Annotated in this window: 13 protein-coding genes; 1 reads left to right on the forward strand and 12 read right to left on the reverse strand. The window is 62.6% G+C overall.

The features are described 5' to 3' along the window. Nucleotides 1-234 precede the first annotated feature (234 nt). The 10 genes from AC0Z8Z_RS24710 to AC0Z8Z_RS24755 form a co-directional block, all read right to left on the reverse strand. Nucleotides 235-1,338, reverse strand: a complete 1,104-nt coding sequence (locus AC0Z8Z_RS24710; RefSeq protein ID WP_485620892.1) for a sigma-54 interaction domain-containing protein — start codon at nucleotides 1,336-1,338, stop codon at nucleotides 235-237. A gap of 221 nt (nucleotides 1,339-1,559) precedes the next feature. Continuing rightward, nucleotides 1,560-2,696 carry an FMNH2-dependent alkanesulfonate monooxygenase gene (gene ssuD, locus AC0Z8Z_RS24715; protein WP_172612785.1) on the reverse strand — a complete coding sequence of 379 codons (1,137 nt, stop codon included), beginning with the start codon at nucleotides 2,694-2,696 and terminating at the stop codon, nucleotides 1,560-1,562. A gap of 398 nt (nucleotides 2,697-3,094) precedes the next feature. Then, on the reverse strand, nucleotides 3,095-4,711 hold the full coding sequence (locus tag AC0Z8Z_RS24720; RefSeq protein WP_172612784.1) for an inorganic phosphate transporter: 1,617 nt from the start codon (nucleotides 4,709-4,711) through the stop codon (nucleotides 3,095-3,097). A 130-nt stretch (nucleotides 4,712-4,841) separates the two neighbouring features. Continuing rightward, the gene (locus AC0Z8Z_RS24725) at nucleotides 4,842-5,858 is read right to left on the reverse strand and encodes a transporter (protein ID WP_122534405.1); all 1,017 of its coding nucleotides are present in this window, start codon (nucleotides 5,856-5,858) and stop codon (nucleotides 4,842-4,844) included. 107 nt (nucleotides 5,859-5,965) lie between these two features. Further along, nucleotides 5,966-6,799, reverse strand: a complete 834-nt coding sequence (locus tag AC0Z8Z_RS24730) for an aldo/keto reductase (RefSeq protein WP_485620877.1) — start codon at nucleotides 6,797-6,799, stop codon at nucleotides 5,966-5,968. Between the two features lie 296 nt (nucleotides 6,800-7,095). After that, the gene (locus AC0Z8Z_RS24735; RefSeq protein WP_485620878.1) at nucleotides 7,096-8,532 is read right to left on the reverse strand and encodes an efflux transporter outer membrane subunit; all 1,437 of its coding nucleotides are present in this window, start codon (nucleotides 8,530-8,532) and stop codon (nucleotides 7,096-7,098) included. Further along, the gene (locus AC0Z8Z_RS24740) at nucleotides 8,529-9,449 is read right to left on the reverse strand and encodes an efflux RND transporter periplasmic adaptor subunit (protein WP_485620879.1); all 921 of its coding nucleotides are present in this window, start codon (nucleotides 9,447-9,449) and stop codon (nucleotides 8,529-8,531) included. The genes AC0Z8Z_RS24735 and AC0Z8Z_RS24740 overlap by 4 nt, the downstream gene beginning before the upstream one ends. Further along, nucleotides 9,446-9,655: a DUF1656 domain-containing protein gene (locus AC0Z8Z_RS24745; protein WP_122534409.1), complete on the reverse strand. Its 210-nt coding sequence runs from the start codon at nucleotides 9,653-9,655 to the stop codon at nucleotides 9,446-9,448. The genes AC0Z8Z_RS24740 and AC0Z8Z_RS24745 overlap by 4 nt, the downstream gene beginning before the upstream one ends. After that, a complete protein-coding gene (locus AC0Z8Z_RS24750) occupies nucleotides 9,652-11,742 on the reverse strand; it encodes an FUSC family protein (protein WP_485620893.1) in 2,091 nt (696 codons plus the stop codon). The genes AC0Z8Z_RS24745 and AC0Z8Z_RS24750 overlap by 4 nt, the downstream gene beginning before the upstream one ends. A 5-nt stretch (nucleotides 11,743-11,747) precedes the next feature. Further along, on the reverse strand, nucleotides 11,748-12,200 hold the full coding sequence (locus AC0Z8Z_RS24755) for a MarR family winged helix-turn-helix transcriptional regulator (protein WP_122622691.1): 453 nt from the start codon (nucleotides 12,198-12,200) through the stop codon (nucleotides 11,748-11,750). Between the two features lie 571 nt (nucleotides 12,201-12,771). Between AC0Z8Z_RS24755 and AC0Z8Z_RS24760 the strand changes: the two genes are divergently transcribed. After that, complete coding sequence (locus tag AC0Z8Z_RS24760; RefSeq protein ID WP_485620880.1) at nucleotides 12,772-13,440, forward strand: polysaccharide lyase family 7 protein; 669 nt, start codon at nucleotides 12,772-12,774, stop codon at nucleotides 13,438-13,440. A gap of 844 nt (nucleotides 13,441-14,284) precedes the next feature. Here AC0Z8Z_RS24760 and AC0Z8Z_RS24765 read toward each other — a convergent pair. Next, the gene (locus AC0Z8Z_RS24765) at nucleotides 14,285-15,676 is read right to left on the reverse strand and encodes a heavy metal sensor histidine kinase (protein ID WP_485620881.1); all 1,392 of its coding nucleotides are present in this window, start codon (nucleotides 15,674-15,676) and stop codon (nucleotides 14,285-14,287) included. Next, a complete protein-coding gene (locus AC0Z8Z_RS24770; protein ID WP_205482804.1) occupies nucleotides 15,649-16,344 on the reverse strand; it encodes a heavy metal response regulator transcription factor in 696 nt (231 codons plus the stop codon). Before AC0Z8Z_RS24770 ends, AC0Z8Z_RS24765 begins: the two co-directional genes overlap by 28 nt. Between the last annotated feature and the right edge of the window lie 238 nt (nucleotides 16,345-16,582).

Consider the following 16,582-nt stretch of genomic DNA (forward strand, 5'->3'; position numbering starts at 1 on the left):
CGTGGTCTGCCCCAGAAATTCGGCAGCCGCAGGACAGGTGGGAGTGAGCTTGCTCACGAAGAGGCCGGTGCATTCAGCCACTTTCTTCCGGGCTGCAAGTAAGCCTTCGCGAGCAAGCTCGCTCCCACCGGTAGTGGGTCAGCCGCAGATATTCGACTGGGGCGGGACTTGTGGGAGTGACCGGGGTGGCGCTCCACCTTGCTCACGAAGAGTCTTGTAGATTCTGCGCAGCGTTCACACCGACAAATGCAGCATCTGCTCACCTTGGGTCTGTTCGCCGGGACGGCGCTTGTTGACGGCCAGTTCGCCGATCTTGATCAGCCGCGCGCGCACGACATTGCGGCTCAACCCCAGCAACTGCGCGGTGTGCACTTGGTTGCAGTGGCTGAAGCGATAGGCCGCGCGCAGCAAGGCGTCTTCGACCTTCTCATGCAGCGCGCCGGCCTGCTCTTCGAACAGACGCTGGAATGCTCGGGCCAGCAGCGCTTCGGTTGAATCGTCGACGGCGGGGGCTGAATCCTCCTGGCGCTCAAGGCGCAGGTTCGACAGGCGCAGATCGCTGGACTGAATCACGCCGTTGCGGCAGATGAGCAAGGTGTGGTGAATCACGTTCTCCAGCTCGCGAATATTCCCCGGCCAGCCGTAGGTCCGCAGCTTGTGCTCGGCATCGGCGCTGATCTGGATCGGTCCGCAGCCCAGACGCTGGCTGTAGACGTCGATGAAGTGGCGGCTCAGCGGCATGATGTCGCCCGGCCGGTCGCGCAGGGTGCTCAGCTCCAGATTGACGACGTTGAGGCGATAGAACAGGTCTTCGCGAAAGTGTCCGGCGTTGATGGCGCGTTCCAGTTGAACGTTGGTCGCCGCCAGCACCCGCACGTTGATCGGCGTGCTTTTGCGCGAGCCCAGTCGCACCACTTCGCGCTCCTGCAGGACGCGCAGCAGCTTGACCTGAATCGCCAGGGGCAGGTCGCCGATCTCGTCGAGAAACAAGGTCCCGCCGTTGGCTTCTTCAAACCAGCCGGCCTTGGCCGTGAGGGCGCCGGTGAACGCGCCTTTTTCCTGGCCGAACAGCTCGGCTTCCACCAGGGATTCAGAAAACGCGCCGCAGTTGACCGCCACGAAGGGCTGGTGACGACGGCTGCTCAGGTTGTGAATGTGACGGGCCACCAACTCTTTGCCGGTACCGGTTTCGCCGATGATCAGCACGCTGGCATCGCTGGGTGCAACTTGCTCGATGTGGGCCAGCAGCGCCTGGGACCTCGGGTCTTCGAACACCTGCGCGGTGGCGCGTATCGAAGTCGCCAGGGCTGGCGAGGGCGGTAGGGTCAATAGCTGCATAGGGGTCACTTGTGGTTGGAACGGGAGGCTGGCTGTCATGAAGGACTCCTTGTCGCGGTCGCACAGCAAACGGGCGATCCCTGCAGGAGCGACCGGTGTGGCGCTCTACAGTGCCCGCGAATTCGGTATACGAGGCGATGATGTCCTCCCAGGCACACCGCGATTCGCGGGCAAGGTGCAGCGCCACCCCGGTCACTCCTGCAGGTGAGGCGATTGCGATGCTATTTCTGCGGCGGCAGATCGTTGGCAATCATCTCGCCGAACGGGCCGGTGAGGTTGGTGATGCCGCGGCCTGCCAGGCTGCGATACGGCTCAGGCAACAGCGGAAACACCAGTTCGGCGAAGCGGTAGGCTTCTTCCAGGTGCGGGTAGCCGGAGAAAATGAAACTTTCGATGCCCAGGTCCGCGTATTCCTTGATGCGAGCGGCGACTTCCTGAGGATTGCCCACCAGCGCCGTGCCCGCGCCGCCCCGTACCAGGCCGACGCCGGCCCACAGGTTGGGGGCGATTTCCAGGTTGTCGCGGCGGCCGTCGTGCAGCGCGGCCATGCGGCGCTGGCCTTCGGAGTCGAAACGCGAAAAGGATTTCTGCGCGGCGGCGATGGTGTCGTCGCTGATGTGCTCGATCAGGGTGTCTGCGGCTTTCCAGGCCTCTTCGCTGGTCTCGCGGACGATCACGTGCAGACGGATGCCGAATTTGACGGTGCGACCGTTGCGTGCGGCGCGCTCACGCACATCCGCCAGTTTCTCGGCCACGGCGGCAGGAGGCTCGCCCCAGGTGAGATAAACGTCGACCTGCTCAGCGGCCAGTTCGTGGGCCGCCTCGGAGGAACCACCAAAATACAGCGGCGGATAGGGCTTCTGGATCGGCGGATACAGTGCTTTGGCGTTTTGCACCCTCAGGTGCTTGCCTTCGAAGTCCACGGCTTCGCCTTGCAGCACCCGGCGCCAGATCTTCAGGAATTCGTCGGTGACTTCGTAGCGCTCGCTGTGATCGAGGAAGCTGCCATCACCGCGGTTTTCATCAGGGTCGCCACCGGTCACGACGTTGATCAGCAAGCGTCCGCCCGACAAACGATCCAGCGTCGCGGCCATGCGCGCGGAGACGGTCGGAGAAATGATCCCTGGACGAATGGCCACCAGGTAACGCAGGCGTTCGGTCAAAGGCACGAGGGCCGACGCGATCACCCAGGAGTCTTCGCAGGAGCGGCCGGTCGGAATCAATACGCCGTGGTAACCCAGATCATCCGCGGCCTGGGCGACCTGCTTCAGGTAATTGAGCGTGACCGGGCGCGCGCCCTTGGTCGTGCCCAGGTAATGACCGTCGCCGTGTGTCGGTAGAAACCAGAAAACATCCATGAGAAATCCTTCAAGCGGAATCGGTGGGCTTGTAACAAGTGCACTCGTTATAAAGGCTCCGATTTATTCCGTAAAAGAACTGAATTCCATATTTTTATAACATTTAGAGATATGCCCGGATTTGTAGCCTTTGAAGATGCAACTGACGGGCAGGATCTTGTGGGAGTGAGCTTGCTCACGAAGGAGCCGGAACAACCGCTGCATTCTCGGAGCCTGAAACGCCGTCTTCGTGAGCAAGCTCACTCCCACAAGTCGTGCATCCCACGCGAATCTGCAGTGGGCCTGTCAAACCCGCCTACCCGATTTAGGGCGAGTTACAGACCTGCGCCGGATCAGAACACCTCGCAAAAAAACAGGCGCCGAATCGCCTGAAGGACAGTACGGGAGACGCTTCGGCATCAGAAAATCTGGGTAAACAGCCAGTACAGGCTGCCCGACAGCAGGATCGCGGCGGGCAAGGTCAGCACCCAGGCCATCGCCAGATTGCGCAGGGTGCGCATCTGCAGGCCGGAGCCGTTGGCGACCATGCTGCCGGCCACCCCGGAGGACAGCACGTGGGTGGTCGAGACCGGCAATCCATACATGTCCGCCGCGCCAATGGTGAGCATCGCAACGACTTCAGCCGATGCGCCCTGGGCATAGGTCAGGTGGGTCTTGCCGATCTTCTCACCGACGGTGATCACGATCCGCTTCCAGCCCACCATGGTGCCCAGGCCCAACGCGATGGCGACAGCCACCTTGACCCACAACGGAATGAATCGGGTCGCGGTGTCGATCTGCTGCTTGAACTGATCGACCTTGGCCTGGGTGTCTGCGTCGAAATTGCCGACCTTGTTCTTGTCCATCACGCGGATGGCTTCAGAGGTCAGGTACATGTCGTTTCGCACGTTGGCGGTGGCCTCGGCCGGCACCTTGGCCAGCGAGCCATAACTGGCGACCTGATCGCCGATCTTGCCGGCCATGACGGCCAGCGCTGGCACCAGCTCAGGAGTGGCCTGTTTGTCACGGATGTAAGTGGACAGCGTCTGACGTGAATCAGCCGGCGCGGGCAGCGGCGCCGCTTTGGTCAGGGCCTGTTGGGTGACCTGGGCGACTGCAGCGAATTGCACCGACTGATCGGCCGGCATGGCGCGATTCAGCGCGTAGGCCATCGGCAGCGTACCCACCAGAATCAGCATGATCAGGCCCATGCCTTTTTGACCGTCGTTCGAACCGTGGGCAAACGACACGCCGGTGCAGGTCAGGATCAGCAGCCCGCGAATCCAGATCGGCGGCGGCTTGTTGCCTTCCGGGGCTTTGTACAGCGCGCGGTTCTTCACGAACATGCGCAGCGCCATCAGCAACAGCGCGGCGCAGGTGAACCCCACTAGCGGCGAGAGCAGCAGCGAATAGCCGACTTTGGTTGCCTGGGACCAGTCCACGCCGCTGGTGCCGTCACGGCCGTGCATCAACGCGTTGGCGATACCGACGCCGATGATCGAGCCGATCAGCGTGTGGGAAGACGACGCTGGCAGACCCAGCCACCAAGTGCCAAGGTTCCACAGGATCGCCGCGATCAGCAGGGCGAAGATCATCGCGTAACCCGCGGATGAACCGACCTGCAGGATCAGCTCGACCGGCAGCAGGGCAATGATGCCGAACGCCACCGCGCCGCTGGAAAACAGCACACCCAGAAAGTTGAAGGTTCCTGACCAGACCACGGCGAAGTTCGGCGGCAGGGAGTGGGTGTAAATGACCGTTGCGACGGCGTTGGCGGTGTCGTGGAAACCGTTGACGAACTCAAAGCCCAGCGCGATGACCAGCGCCACGCCGAGCAGAATGAACGGTGTCCAGGTCAGCACGACGGTACCCAGGTCGTCCATGTCCTGCTTGAGGCTGTAGCCTGTATAGAACAGGCCCAATGCCAGCACAACGAAGAAAATCACCATCGTCGTCATGCCAGGCTTGCGCCCGAATTGAGCACTCAGTCCGGGTCCCTGTTGCAGAGAGCCTTGAGCCAGTGTGGGGGTCGCCATGGGGCACAATCCTGTTAATGAGGGATAGTGACCATGATCATTACAAAATGTGACAGAGATGCGACACGCGTCACGTTTGGTGCGGATTTGCTGGGGTTAGGGACCAATGGACGCGCCGTTAAAGATGCCGTTAATAATCCCGACTCTTGCGAAACGCCCACCGTCCCGCAATAAACGTAAACGTCGCCACCAGCGCGACCAGCACCCAGAACCCATGGGGATCGGACGCCAGCGGTATGCCACCGACGTTCATGCCGAAGAAACCCGCGACGATGTTGATCGGCAGCGCCAGCACGGTGACGACGGTGAGGGTGAACAGCGTGCGGCTGCTCTGTTCGTTGAGGTTGGCGGCGATTTCTTCCTGCAGCAGTTTGATCCGTTCGCCGAGGGCGGTGAGGTCGCTGATCACCAGCGCCGACTCTTCGGTGGATTGCCGCAGTTCTTGCAAATCCTCCTCCAGCAGCCATTGCGGCGGTCGGTGCAGCAGGCGCATCAGCGAGCCGGGTTCAAGGGCCAGCAGCCGTTGCAGGCGCACCAGTACCCGACGCATGGCGCCGAGTTCCGAGCGGTTGTTGCTCAGACGTTGAGACAGAAGCTGGTCCTCGATTTTGTCGACGCTGAGGCTGGTCTTGCGCATGAACTGGCTCAGCACCTCGCTCTGATCGCGCAGCAGATGGGCCAGTAACTCAAGGGGGGAGCGGAAGGTTTCGCCCTGCTTGACCGAGGAGCGCAGCCGGTCCACGGACCGCAGGGGCTGATGGCGCGCGGAGATCATCAGGTTGCTGCGCACGCAGACCCACAACGTGGCGATGTCGGTGGAGATACGGTTGAAGTCGAAGACCACGTCGTTAACCACCGCGAGCAGGGCGGAGTCGACGTGTTCAATGCGCGTGGAGCGTGAGCCCTCATGCAGCGCTTCGAGAAACTCGTCGGGCAGGTCGAGATTGGTTTTCAGCCAGCGTTCGCAGCTGGCGTGGGTGAGGTTCAGGTGCAGCCAGACAAACTCGTCCGGCTCGGTCGGCCGGCGCAGGCATTCCAGCGCGGCCGTCGAATCCAGCTCCCGACCTGGCTCACCGGGACGGAAGCGGTAGCCGTACAGCAAGCCGAACAGATCGGAGTCCTGATGGTGGGCGATGCGTTGATTCATGAAGGCTCGCAGACGGGAAGTGCCCCGCAGGGCACGAGATCGAAGGCGGCATCATCGCAAGGGGTTTTGACAGTTTTGTGACGGTTTGTGTCTGGCAGCGATCTTGTTCAGACCATTGACAGGCGCGTCTTGCGCAAGGGCGCCGGCCATGAGGAATCAATCAACAATTCATCCTCGATGGACAGCTCGATATCAACCGCCGCAGCGTTCAATTCCAGATGATGGGGGGTGACGGCCTTGGGGATCGCGATCACGCCGTCCTGCCGCAGCACCCACGCCAGGCTGATCTGCGCCGGCGTGGCGTCGTGGCGTTCGGCGACTTCGAGAATGGCCGGGTTCATCAGCAAGTTGCCGGCCTGACCAATCGGGCAGTACGCCATCAGTGGCATCCGGGCGGTTTGCATCCAGGGCAGCAGGTCGTATTCGATGCCGCGCTCTTCCGGGTTGTACAGCACCTGATTGGTGGCACACCCGCCACCGAGGCCGAGCTCGTCCAGTTCAAGCAGGTCGGACACGTCGAAATTCGACACGCCCCAGCGACCGATCTTGCCCGCTTCACGCAAACGCTCGAAGGCCTCGACGGTTTCTTCCAGCGGGTACTGACCGGGCCAGTGCAGCAAATAAAGATCGATGTAGTCGGTGTTCATGCGCTTGAGGCTGCGCTCGCACGCTGCCGGAATACCCGCGCTGCTCGCGTTGTGCGGGTAGACCTTGCTCACCAGCACGACCTCGTCGCGGCGCCCGGCGATAGCCTGGCCGACGACTTTCTCGGCGCCGCCTTCGCCGTACATCTCGGCGGTGTCGATCAGCGTCAGGCCCAGGTCGATGCCCAGTTGTAGCGCCGAGACTTCCGTCTCGAACTGATGGCGATCCTCACCCATGTGCCAGGTGCCCTGACCGATAACGGGGACGGTTTTGTCTGCCAGTTCAAGCGTGCGCATCGGGGGTGCCTCCGGGCTGATGGGTCTGAGTCATTAAGAGTCAGGCAGTACGGGTCCGCAGGGGTTCAATCTCAAGCGAATACGCGGTGCGTGAGCGGGCTGCGCACCCATTGCAGCAACGGCTTCAGCCGGGAATAGGCCGGTGTGAGCGGCATCACTTTTGCGGTGTGACGACCGACGCCTTCCCGGCTAAAGCCGGTCCCACAATAGTGGTCCAGCCAATACCACTGGATGCACGCGGTCGATTAGTAGGACCGGCTTCAGCCGGGAAGAGGCCAGTCAACACACCATGCATTTCACTGATGCCCATTCTCCCAACCCCCACCCAGCGCCAGGAACAGGTCGATCTGACCCATCGCAACCTGGGTGTTCGCCGCCGCCAGTTGTGCGGTGATGTCGGTGTAGGTGCGGGTGGCTTGCAGGTCGGCGAGGAAGGATTCGCGGCCGGCGAGGAAAAACCGGTGGGTCTGGTCCGCCGCCTGCCGTGCCGACTCCTCGGTTTCAACCAGCGCATCGCGGCGCTCCAGCAGCGCGGTGTACTGGGACAGCCCGGTCTGGGCTTCGCGGATCGCGTTGAGCACCACGCCATCAAAGCGCGCCAGCGCCACCTTATTCGAAGCCTCGGCAATGTGAATCCGCGCCCGTGCGCCATTGGACGGGATGGTCCAATTGATCACTCCGCCAAAGCCCCAGCGGTTGGTCGACGGATCGCCCAGTTCATCGAGAATCCCCACGGTGCCCACGGTCGCGCCGATGCTGATGTCCGGATACAACTCGCCCGTCGCCACGCCAATGGCCGCCGTCGACATCGCCAGCCGGCGTTCCGCCTGGCGCACATCGGGACGGCGTTTGAGCAGCGCGGCGCCATCGCCCACCGGCATGACTTGAGCGATGTGCGGCAGCTCGGCGCACTCCGCGACCCCTCGGGGCAACTGGTTGAGGGGGCGGGCGAGCAGCATCGACAGGCGATACAGCGCTGACTTCTGCGCCGCTTCGTAACGCGGCAACTCGGCACGCAGCGAGCGGAACTGGGTTTGCGAGCGCGTCACCTGGGTTTCATCGCCACGGCCGGCATCGCGCAGGCGTTGGGTCAGGCTCAGGCTCTGCTGCTGCAGGTCCAGAGAGTGCAGGGCGATGTTGCGTTCTTCGTTGGCAGCGCACACCTGGGTGTACGCGCGAACCACATCGGCGACCAACGTGATGCGTGCCGTATCGGCAGCCGCCTGGGTCGCGTCGGCGTTGGCCTGGGCCGCTTCGATGCCGCGCTGCAGCACGCCGAACAGGTCGAACTGGTACGAGGTGGTCAGCCCGACATCGCCGACGTTCGCCACCGGGACTTTTTCCGGCAGCAGATAGGCCTGCCCGGCTTCCTGCAAGCGTTGCGCCCCGGCTTTGGCCGTGCCGCTCCAGCCCCCCGCCGCATCGGCCTCGCTCATTTGAAAGCGCGCCCGTTGCAGGTTCGCCGCAGCGACGCGTAAATCGGTGCTCGACACCAGCGCCTGGCCCACCAACTCATCGAGTTTCGGATCGTGATACAGCCGCCACCAGTCCGCCGGCACCGGCGCCGACACCACATTGGTCGACGAACCCGCCAGCTCGCCCTGCAGATCGGGGCGATTGACGGCGGCTTGATCAGGCAACGTGTAATCCGGGCCGACCACGGTGCAAGCCGACAGCAGCAAGCCCATGCACATGCTCATGCCCACCGTCAGCAGGCGTGCGCGGTGGTTCATTTCGGCGCTCCAGGCTGGACGGGTTGGTCATTTCCCAGAGCAGCTGTGCGGGCGTCATCGATGATCGACACCGTCGCCGTGCGCCCGGCAATCATGCGGAAATCCGCCGGCACGTCGTCGAACGCAATGCGCACTGGAATCCGCTGGGCCAGTCGCACCCAGCTGAACGCCGGATTGACGTTGGGCAGCAGGTTCGAGCCGCTGCTGCGGTCGCGGTCTTCGATGGCCGCGACGATGCTCACCACATGGCCGCGCAGGCGGGCGTTGTCGCCAATCACGCGGATGTCCACGCCGGAGCCGATGTGAATCCCGTCCAGCTTGGTTTCTTCAAAGTAGCCGTCGATGTGGAACGAGTTGCTGTCTACCACCGACAGCACCGGACGCCCGGCACTGACGAATTCGCGGTCCCGGGGCGCGCGGTCGTTGAGGTAGCCGTCCACCGGGCTGCGGATCACCGAGCGGTCCAGGTTCAGTTGCGCCGAATCAACCGCCACTTGCGCTTCGTTCAGGGCTGACAGCGCGCGGGCTTCCCTGGACTGGCTTTCTTCCAGCTGCTCGCGGGCGACCAGATTGCCGAGGCTGCGGTTACGACGGTTCTCGCGTTGGGCCTGCTCCCAGGTTTCCTTGCGCTCGGCGACCGTGGCCTGGGCCTGACGCAAGGCGAGACGGAAACGGTCCTGGTCGATGGTGAACAGCAACTGGCCTTTCTTGACCAATTGGTTGTCGCTCACCGCGACCTTTTCGATCAGTCCGGAAACGTCCGGCGCGATTTGGATCACGTCGGCGCGGATATGCCCGTCGCGGGTCCAGGGCGCGTACATGTAATACATCACCATGCGCCACACGACGATCGCGGCAAGGGTGACAACCAGCAGGGTCAGGACCACGCGGCCCAGCGTCAGAAGAGGTTTTTTCATGTCATCAGGTATCGACTTAGGGTATCCACGACGCCGAGCAGCAGAGCGTATAGACCGACGTTGAACAAAGCCCGGTGCCAGACCAGGCGGTAGAAGCGGGCGCGCGTCAACACGGCGTGCACCACCAGAAAAATCAGGTAAGCGATGCCCATCAGCACCAGAAAGGTCGGCAGGAAGATCCCGCTGATGTCCACATCACCGATCATAACGGCGCTCCATCGATGCCATAGGGCGGTTGTTCTTCCTGCTCGGCGAGCACATCGACGATCTCCACACCCGGCAACAGCGCCAGGCGCAAGCCACTGAGGGCGTGCAGCAGATTCAGCCGCGCGGCGTCATCATCTTCGCCATTGAACGCCAGCGCACGGCGGGCGCGGTCCATGGTCATCAACAGACCTTTGGGCGCCGGCAAACGCTCCCGGGCTTTCAGGCAGGCCCGGAAATGCGCACCGACCTCGTTCGTCACCTGACGCAGCAGCTGGCGCGGGACCGGGTCGACCCGCGGCATGTACGCCAGCAAATCGAGCATGTTCAGGGCGACCCGCGCTTCGCGCAGTGCACTGGTGGAATCCTGGGCCGTGATTGCCAGACGCGGCAGGTGCTGCATCAGCCGGTCGAGCATGCGCACGCCCATTTGCCGGTGCTCGGCCAGGGTCGCGTCTTCGCTGAGGGAGACGATGTCGCGCCAGCTGAAACGGGTCAGACGCTTGGCCGCCACCTCAGTGCCGAACGGCCGGACGATCAGCGTCCAGACGAAGGCGAATGCCAGACCCGCCGGCCCGGCCAGGTTGGAATTGACGAAGTTGACGAAGTCGGCGTCGTAGGCGCTCTGAATACTGATGAAGGACGAGGTGTTGACGATGGTCAGCAGCGTGCCGAGGTAGAACTTCGGCTGCACGGTCAGGGTGCCGACGCAGATAAACGGCACGGAAAACGCCAGCACCAGCATCGGGAAGTCGTGCAGATTGGGCAGCACCACGAACAGATAGAGGCTGGCGAAGATCACCGACATCATGGTCCAGAAGAAGAACCGGTAGATCTGCGGCGCGGGGTCGTCCATCGCCGCGAAGAAGCTGCACGACACCGCCGCCAGCGCCACCGCACTCGCGCCGTCCTGCCAGCCCAGCAAGATCCACAGCACCGACGCGACGATGATGGCGCTGACCGAGGTTGCCACTGAATACAGCATCATCCCGCGATCAAGAAACGGCGACAGCCGCCCCAGCCGCCAATGGCGATACACCGCGCGCCAGGCCGAGTGATCATCGGTCTCGATGGCGTGCTGCAGGCTGCGGCAGTCCTGCCACAGGTCGATCCATTCGCGCAGCCGATACAGCGCGTTAGACAACAGCAGTTGTCGGCGATCGTCGATCTGCGCAGGCGTGGGTTGCAGGCGGTCGAGCTCGGTGTGCAACGCTTTCCAGTATTTGATCGGCGCGCCTTTGGCGGTCTGTTCGACCCAGTCGCGGCACTCGATCAACAGGGGCGCGAGGTCGGCGACGTGCTCGGGCGAACGCCGCTCCAGCGCCCAGAGGGCATCGTCGAGGGCATCAATCACCGGCAGCAGATGAATCATCCGTCCGCGCAATTCTTTGGCATTGCGTACGGTCTGGCGATGGGCGCCTTCGTGGGGCAACTGGCCGATCATCAGCTCCAGGCTGTTGAACGTGCCGACCATGGCCGTGCGCAGGCCGCCGACTGCTTCCGGCGTGGCGCTGCGGGAGAGAAAGAGATCGCTGTAGGCAGAGGCATCCTTGAACCACTTGCCCATGGCATCCACCAGCACCGGCGCCAGGCGACGGGGCCAGAACATCGCGCCGACCACCGCAGCACAGACGATGCCGAGGAAGATCTCCTCAGTGCGCGAGACGGCGATGTCGAACACCGCCTGGGGGTTGTCGACCACGGGAAAGGAAATCAGCGGCATGGTGTAGCCCGCCAGCATCAGCGCGTAACTGTTGGCCGTACGCAGATGCAGGGACAGGAAGAGCAGGGTACCGGTCCACAGGGCAATGACAACGGCCAGCAAAAACGGCGTCTGCACGAACATCGGCACCAGCACCACAGAGGCGGCGGCGCCGAGCAAGGTGCCGGCCGCGCGGTACAGCGCCTTGGAACTGGTCGGCGCCACGAACGGGCTGGAGACGATGTACACCGTGGCCATCGCCCAATAGGGGCGGGGCAGTTCCATCATCAGTGCGATGTACAACGCCAGCATCGAGGCCGCGAACGTGCGCACGCCGTAGAACCAGTCGCGGCCCGGCGGTACACCGTCGAAAAAGCCTTTGAACAGACCGCTCAAGATGAAGACTCCGGTGCCATCGGCGTGGCTTGGGCGATGGCGCTGAAGACGCGCAACGTCGCTTCCAGATCCGCCGGGTCGACGTTGCTGAAGATGTCGCGGCGCAGGCGGATCAGCTCTGCCTCGATGGCATTGGCCAGCGCGCGCCCCTCATCGGTGAGGCTCAAGGCCTTGGCGCGGCGGTCGGTGGGGTCTTCGGTGCGCTGCACCAGGCCGGCTTTGCACAGCTGATCCAGCAGGCGCACCAGTGAAGGGCTTTCCAGCCCGCAGGCCTGGGCCACTGTCACCTGACGTACGCCTTCACCCAGACGCGCGATCATCAGCAACGGACCGGCGCAGGCTTCGGTGACGCCAGAGTCGATCAGCGTTGTCTGGCAGACGCGTCGCCACTGCCGGGAGGCGGCGACAACGCCGCCGGTGATGCGCATTTGCAGGGTGTCAGGGTTCATGAAAAGGCCATTGAAGCGGTGAGCGAGTTTGATTAGGGCCTGAATGATTAGGCGCTGCATTATTAGGTTGCTAACTATAATATCTTGTAACACTGTGGGGCCGTCAAATGGAATCTGTTGTGGGGCGCCGAGCGGGTCGTCGCAGGAGGGGGTCGGCCGGATATCCAGCAGAGGGTAAAGGACGCGCCAGATGCCTGTGATCGCTAAGGAAGACCGGGAAACGGCCCGAAGCAGGGATTTTCCGATACCGTCTGTCGGCTGATTCCTCGCTGGCTGAACTAATTTTCTGAGCGTCGTCTAAGCGGTCCTCCAAAAAAATGGCGCCAAATTATTAGCCTTGCTCCCCGGTTTCCGTTGGCTGGGCAAATGATGAGGGCAATGAGCCACGTTGCCTTAATAGTGGCACTGTGCTTTCTTTGGGCTCTGCTTCCGCAGCTTCGGCGGTTTCTTGACTCCGGGGACGACTAAAGATCAAACGGTTCAGCCGATAGCAAAGGTGACGGGAACGGCGGTCACAGGCCTGTTCCAGACACCTTCTTTGCTGTGCGCAACGCGCACCATGAGTGCACCCATGATTGATCTCGCCATCTGGAATCTTTCTATACCGGTCGGTATCTCAGCCGCCACCATCGACACGCCAAAACTCGTCGGCGGTTACCAGGATGGTTACTTCCGTTCAGGGGACACTTTGTTCTTCTGGGCGCCGGTTACAGGGTCAAGGACTGACAATGCCAAATTTCCCCGCACCGAACTGCGTGAGACTTACGCCAACGGTACGGTTCACAACTGGACCTACTCTGACGCGGACAATTTCCTGCGTGCGGCGCTGACCGTGGACCAAGTGCCTTCAACAGGCAAAATCGTCATCGGTCAGATCCACGCCTATGGCAGTACCGAGCCGCTGCTCAAGCTCGAATACCAGTACAAGGAAAAAACCAAGACCGGCAACCTCGTCGTGAAGTATCGCTCGACGCCTACTTCCGAGCCCGAAGTCATTCAGGTGGCCACCGGCGTGCTGCTCAAGCAACGCTTCACGTACACCATCCACCTGACCCAGGCCGGCAACCTGACCGTCAATGCCTACGACATGCAGTGGGGTGCCAAGCTCGACCTGTCCTGGAAGGGCAAGCCGCTGTATTTCAAGGCAGGCGTCTACACCCAGGACAATGCCGGCTACGCCACCGAAGGCGGCGCGGCGACGTTCTACAAACTGGTGGCGACCCACGACAAGAAGGCGTGAGGGTTGGGGCAGACTGCTGTCTCGCAACGAACCCCTTCGTTGTGGGAGCGAGCTTGCTCGCGAAGAGTTGATCTCAACCGCTGAAGATCTAGCGGATCTACCGGCCTCTTCGCGAGCAAGCTCACTCCCACAGGCCCTGCGACATCCGGAATATCTCGGGCAGATGCCCGATCCCGTGGGAGCGATCTTGCTCGCGAAGGCTTACTTTCAGCCGCCGGAGGACGCGACTGAATACCCCGGCCTCTTCGTGAGCAAGCTCATTCTCACAGGCCCTGCGACATCCGGAATATCTCGGGCAGATGCGCGATCCCGTGGGAGCGAGCTTGCTCGCGAAGGCTTACTTTCAGCCGCCGGAGGACGCGACTGAATGCCCCGGCCTCTTCGTGAGCAAGCTCACTCCCACAGGTCCCGCAGCATGACCAAGATTCCGAGTCGATCACCGATCCGGTGGGAGCGAGCTTGCTCGCGAAGGCTTACTTTCAGCCGCCGGAGGACGCGACTGAATGCCCCGGCCTCTTCGTGAGCGAGCTCACTCCCACAGGTCCCGCAGCATGACCAAGATTCCGAGTCGGTCACCGATCCGGTGGGAGCGAGCTTGCTCGCGAAGGCTTAATTCCAACCGCTGAAGCTCTAGCGGATGTACCGGCCTCTTCGCGAGCAAGCTCACTCCCACAGGTCCCGCAGCATGACCAAGATTCCGAGTCGATCACCGATCCGGTGGGAGCGAGCTTGCTCGCGAAGGCTTAATTCCAACCGCTGAAGATCTAGCGAATGTACCGGCCTCTTCGTGAGCAAGCTCACTCCCACAGTTCATCTGACGGCAGGTGACAGTCTGCGCTGCACGCTATCGTGGGAGCACCAGCCCGAAACAGATCCGCCCCGGCGCCGGCTGGTTAACCGACACCTCGCCGCCGTGCAGCTGCATGATCGCGGCGACGATGGCCAGGCCCAGTCCATTGGAGTCGGAGCTCTGGTGGCGTGAGGCATCGCCGCGGTAGAAGCGGTCGAACAGTTTGCCCAAGGTCGCGTCGTCCAGTGTCGGGCCCTGGTTCTCCACCTCGATGCGGCAGCGCTGGCCGCTCTCGATCACACGAATCTTGATCTCACTGCCTTCATCGGCGTAGCGGATCGCGTTAGCCACCAGGTTGCTCAGTGCCCTGCGCAGCAATAAGGGATCGGCCTCGATACGCGCGTCGCCTTCCGTGTGCAGTGTGATTTCACGCTCTTCCGCCAGCCCTTCGAAATAGCCCGCGACTCGCTGCATCTCGTCCGCCAGGTCCAGCGTCTGGCGGTTGAGCGCGGCTTGCGCTTCATCGGCCCGCGCCAGGAACAGAATGCTTTCGACCATGCGCGAGATGCGTTCCAGCTCCTCCAGATTCGAGGCCAGCAGCGCCTGGTATTCATCCTCGGTGCGCGCTTGCCGCAGGGCCACCTGACAATGCCCCATCAACGAACCCACCGGCGTGCGGATTTCATGGGCCAGGTCGGCGGAAAACTGCGTCAGCCGCTGATAGCCATCGGCGAGCCGGTCGAGCATCGCGTTGTAAGCTTCACCCAGTTGCTGCAACTCCACCGGCGTGTCGCGATTGTCCATGCGGCTGTCCAGCTGCGCCGGGGTGATGGCTGCAGCATGGCTGGCCATTCTGCGCAACGGCCGCAGACCCCGGCGCAGTAACACGTAACCGAGCAGGGCTGTGAGCACGAAGGCCAGGGCCACGGCGAGCAGAATGCGATTGCGGAAACCCGCCAGGGTGGCCATTTCCTTGACCTCGATGTGCGCGGCCGTCAGGTGCACGATCCTGCCGCCTGACACCGCTTCGACCGTCGCCGCGCGCATCGGCACGCCTGAATCCAGCATGCCGCTGCGCATGTCGCCCACGCTCAGCGGCATGTTCGCGGGCACTACTGGCATCGACGGCAGGGACGCATGCAGCGGATTGACCCTGATCACCGCTGGCTTGCCCGGCTCGGCGATGATGAAGATGTCATCCTCGCTGTCGAGCATGTTCTCGAACAGCTGCGGGCTGCTTTGCAAGGTAGTCAGGGTCAGGTCGTACTGCAGCAGTTTGCGAAAGTGATCCAGCCGCGCCAGCACCGCATGGTCGCTGCGGGTCATCACCGCGCCCTTCATGGTTTCGTAGAGGTACATGCCGGCGCCCGCGACGGCGAGCATGGCCACCACCGAAAACGCCAGGGTCGCGCGCAGGGTCAGGGATGGCGGGCGTCGGGCTCGCATGGCCGCACCTCGCAGACGTAACCGATGCCGCGCACGGTGTGGATGAGTTTGATCGGGTAGGGCGTGTCGACCTTGCTGCGCAGGCGCTTGATCGCCACGTCGACGACATTGGTGTCGCTGTCGAAATTCATGTCCCAGACTTCCGAAGCGATCTGCGCCCTCGACAGCACGTCGCCCTCGCGGCGCAGAAACAGATGCAGCAGCGCGAATTCCTTGTTGGTCAGGGTGATGAGCTGTTGCTGGCGCGTGACCCTTCGGCGCAGCAGGTCCAGCTCCAGATCGGCCAGGTGGAAATGGTCGGCCTCGCGCACCACCCCGCGACGCAGGATGGTGCGGATGCGCAGGAGCAGTTCGGTGAAGGAAAACGGTTTGACCAGGTAATCGTCGGCGCCTAGTTCGAGGCCGCGAATGCGGTCCTGCAACTGATCGCGGGCGGTCAGAAATAGCACCGGCACGTCCTGCTTCGCCCGCAGGATTTCGATGATCTGCCAGCCGTCGATGCCCGGCAGCATGACGTCGAGCACCAGCAGGTCGTAGCTGTGCTCCAGGGCCATGTGCAGGCCGTCTGTGCCGTGCTGGGTCCAGTCGACTTTGTACCCGGACTCGGTCAGACCTTTCTTCAGGTACTCGCCGGTCTTGGTGTCGTCTTCGATAAGCAGAATGTGCATCGTCGGTCAGGCTCGCTTCACGTCATTGGCGGCGTCGCCGGCGCGGGTGTCGGATGGATCATCAGATTGGGGCAGAACAGGCGCGAAGGGCTGCAGGCCGCGCCGGATGTGAAGTGTAACCAACGGATGGCGAGCGGTCGGTTACATTTTTGTCATTGATCCGCGCCGTGACCAGCCTGCCCCCCGAATGACAAAAATGTAATCGGGCGGTCATTGTCGGGTGCCGGTTGCGGGTAGA

Source organism: Pseudomonas sp. 1L-C-7-B-C1 (assembly GCF_057291635.1).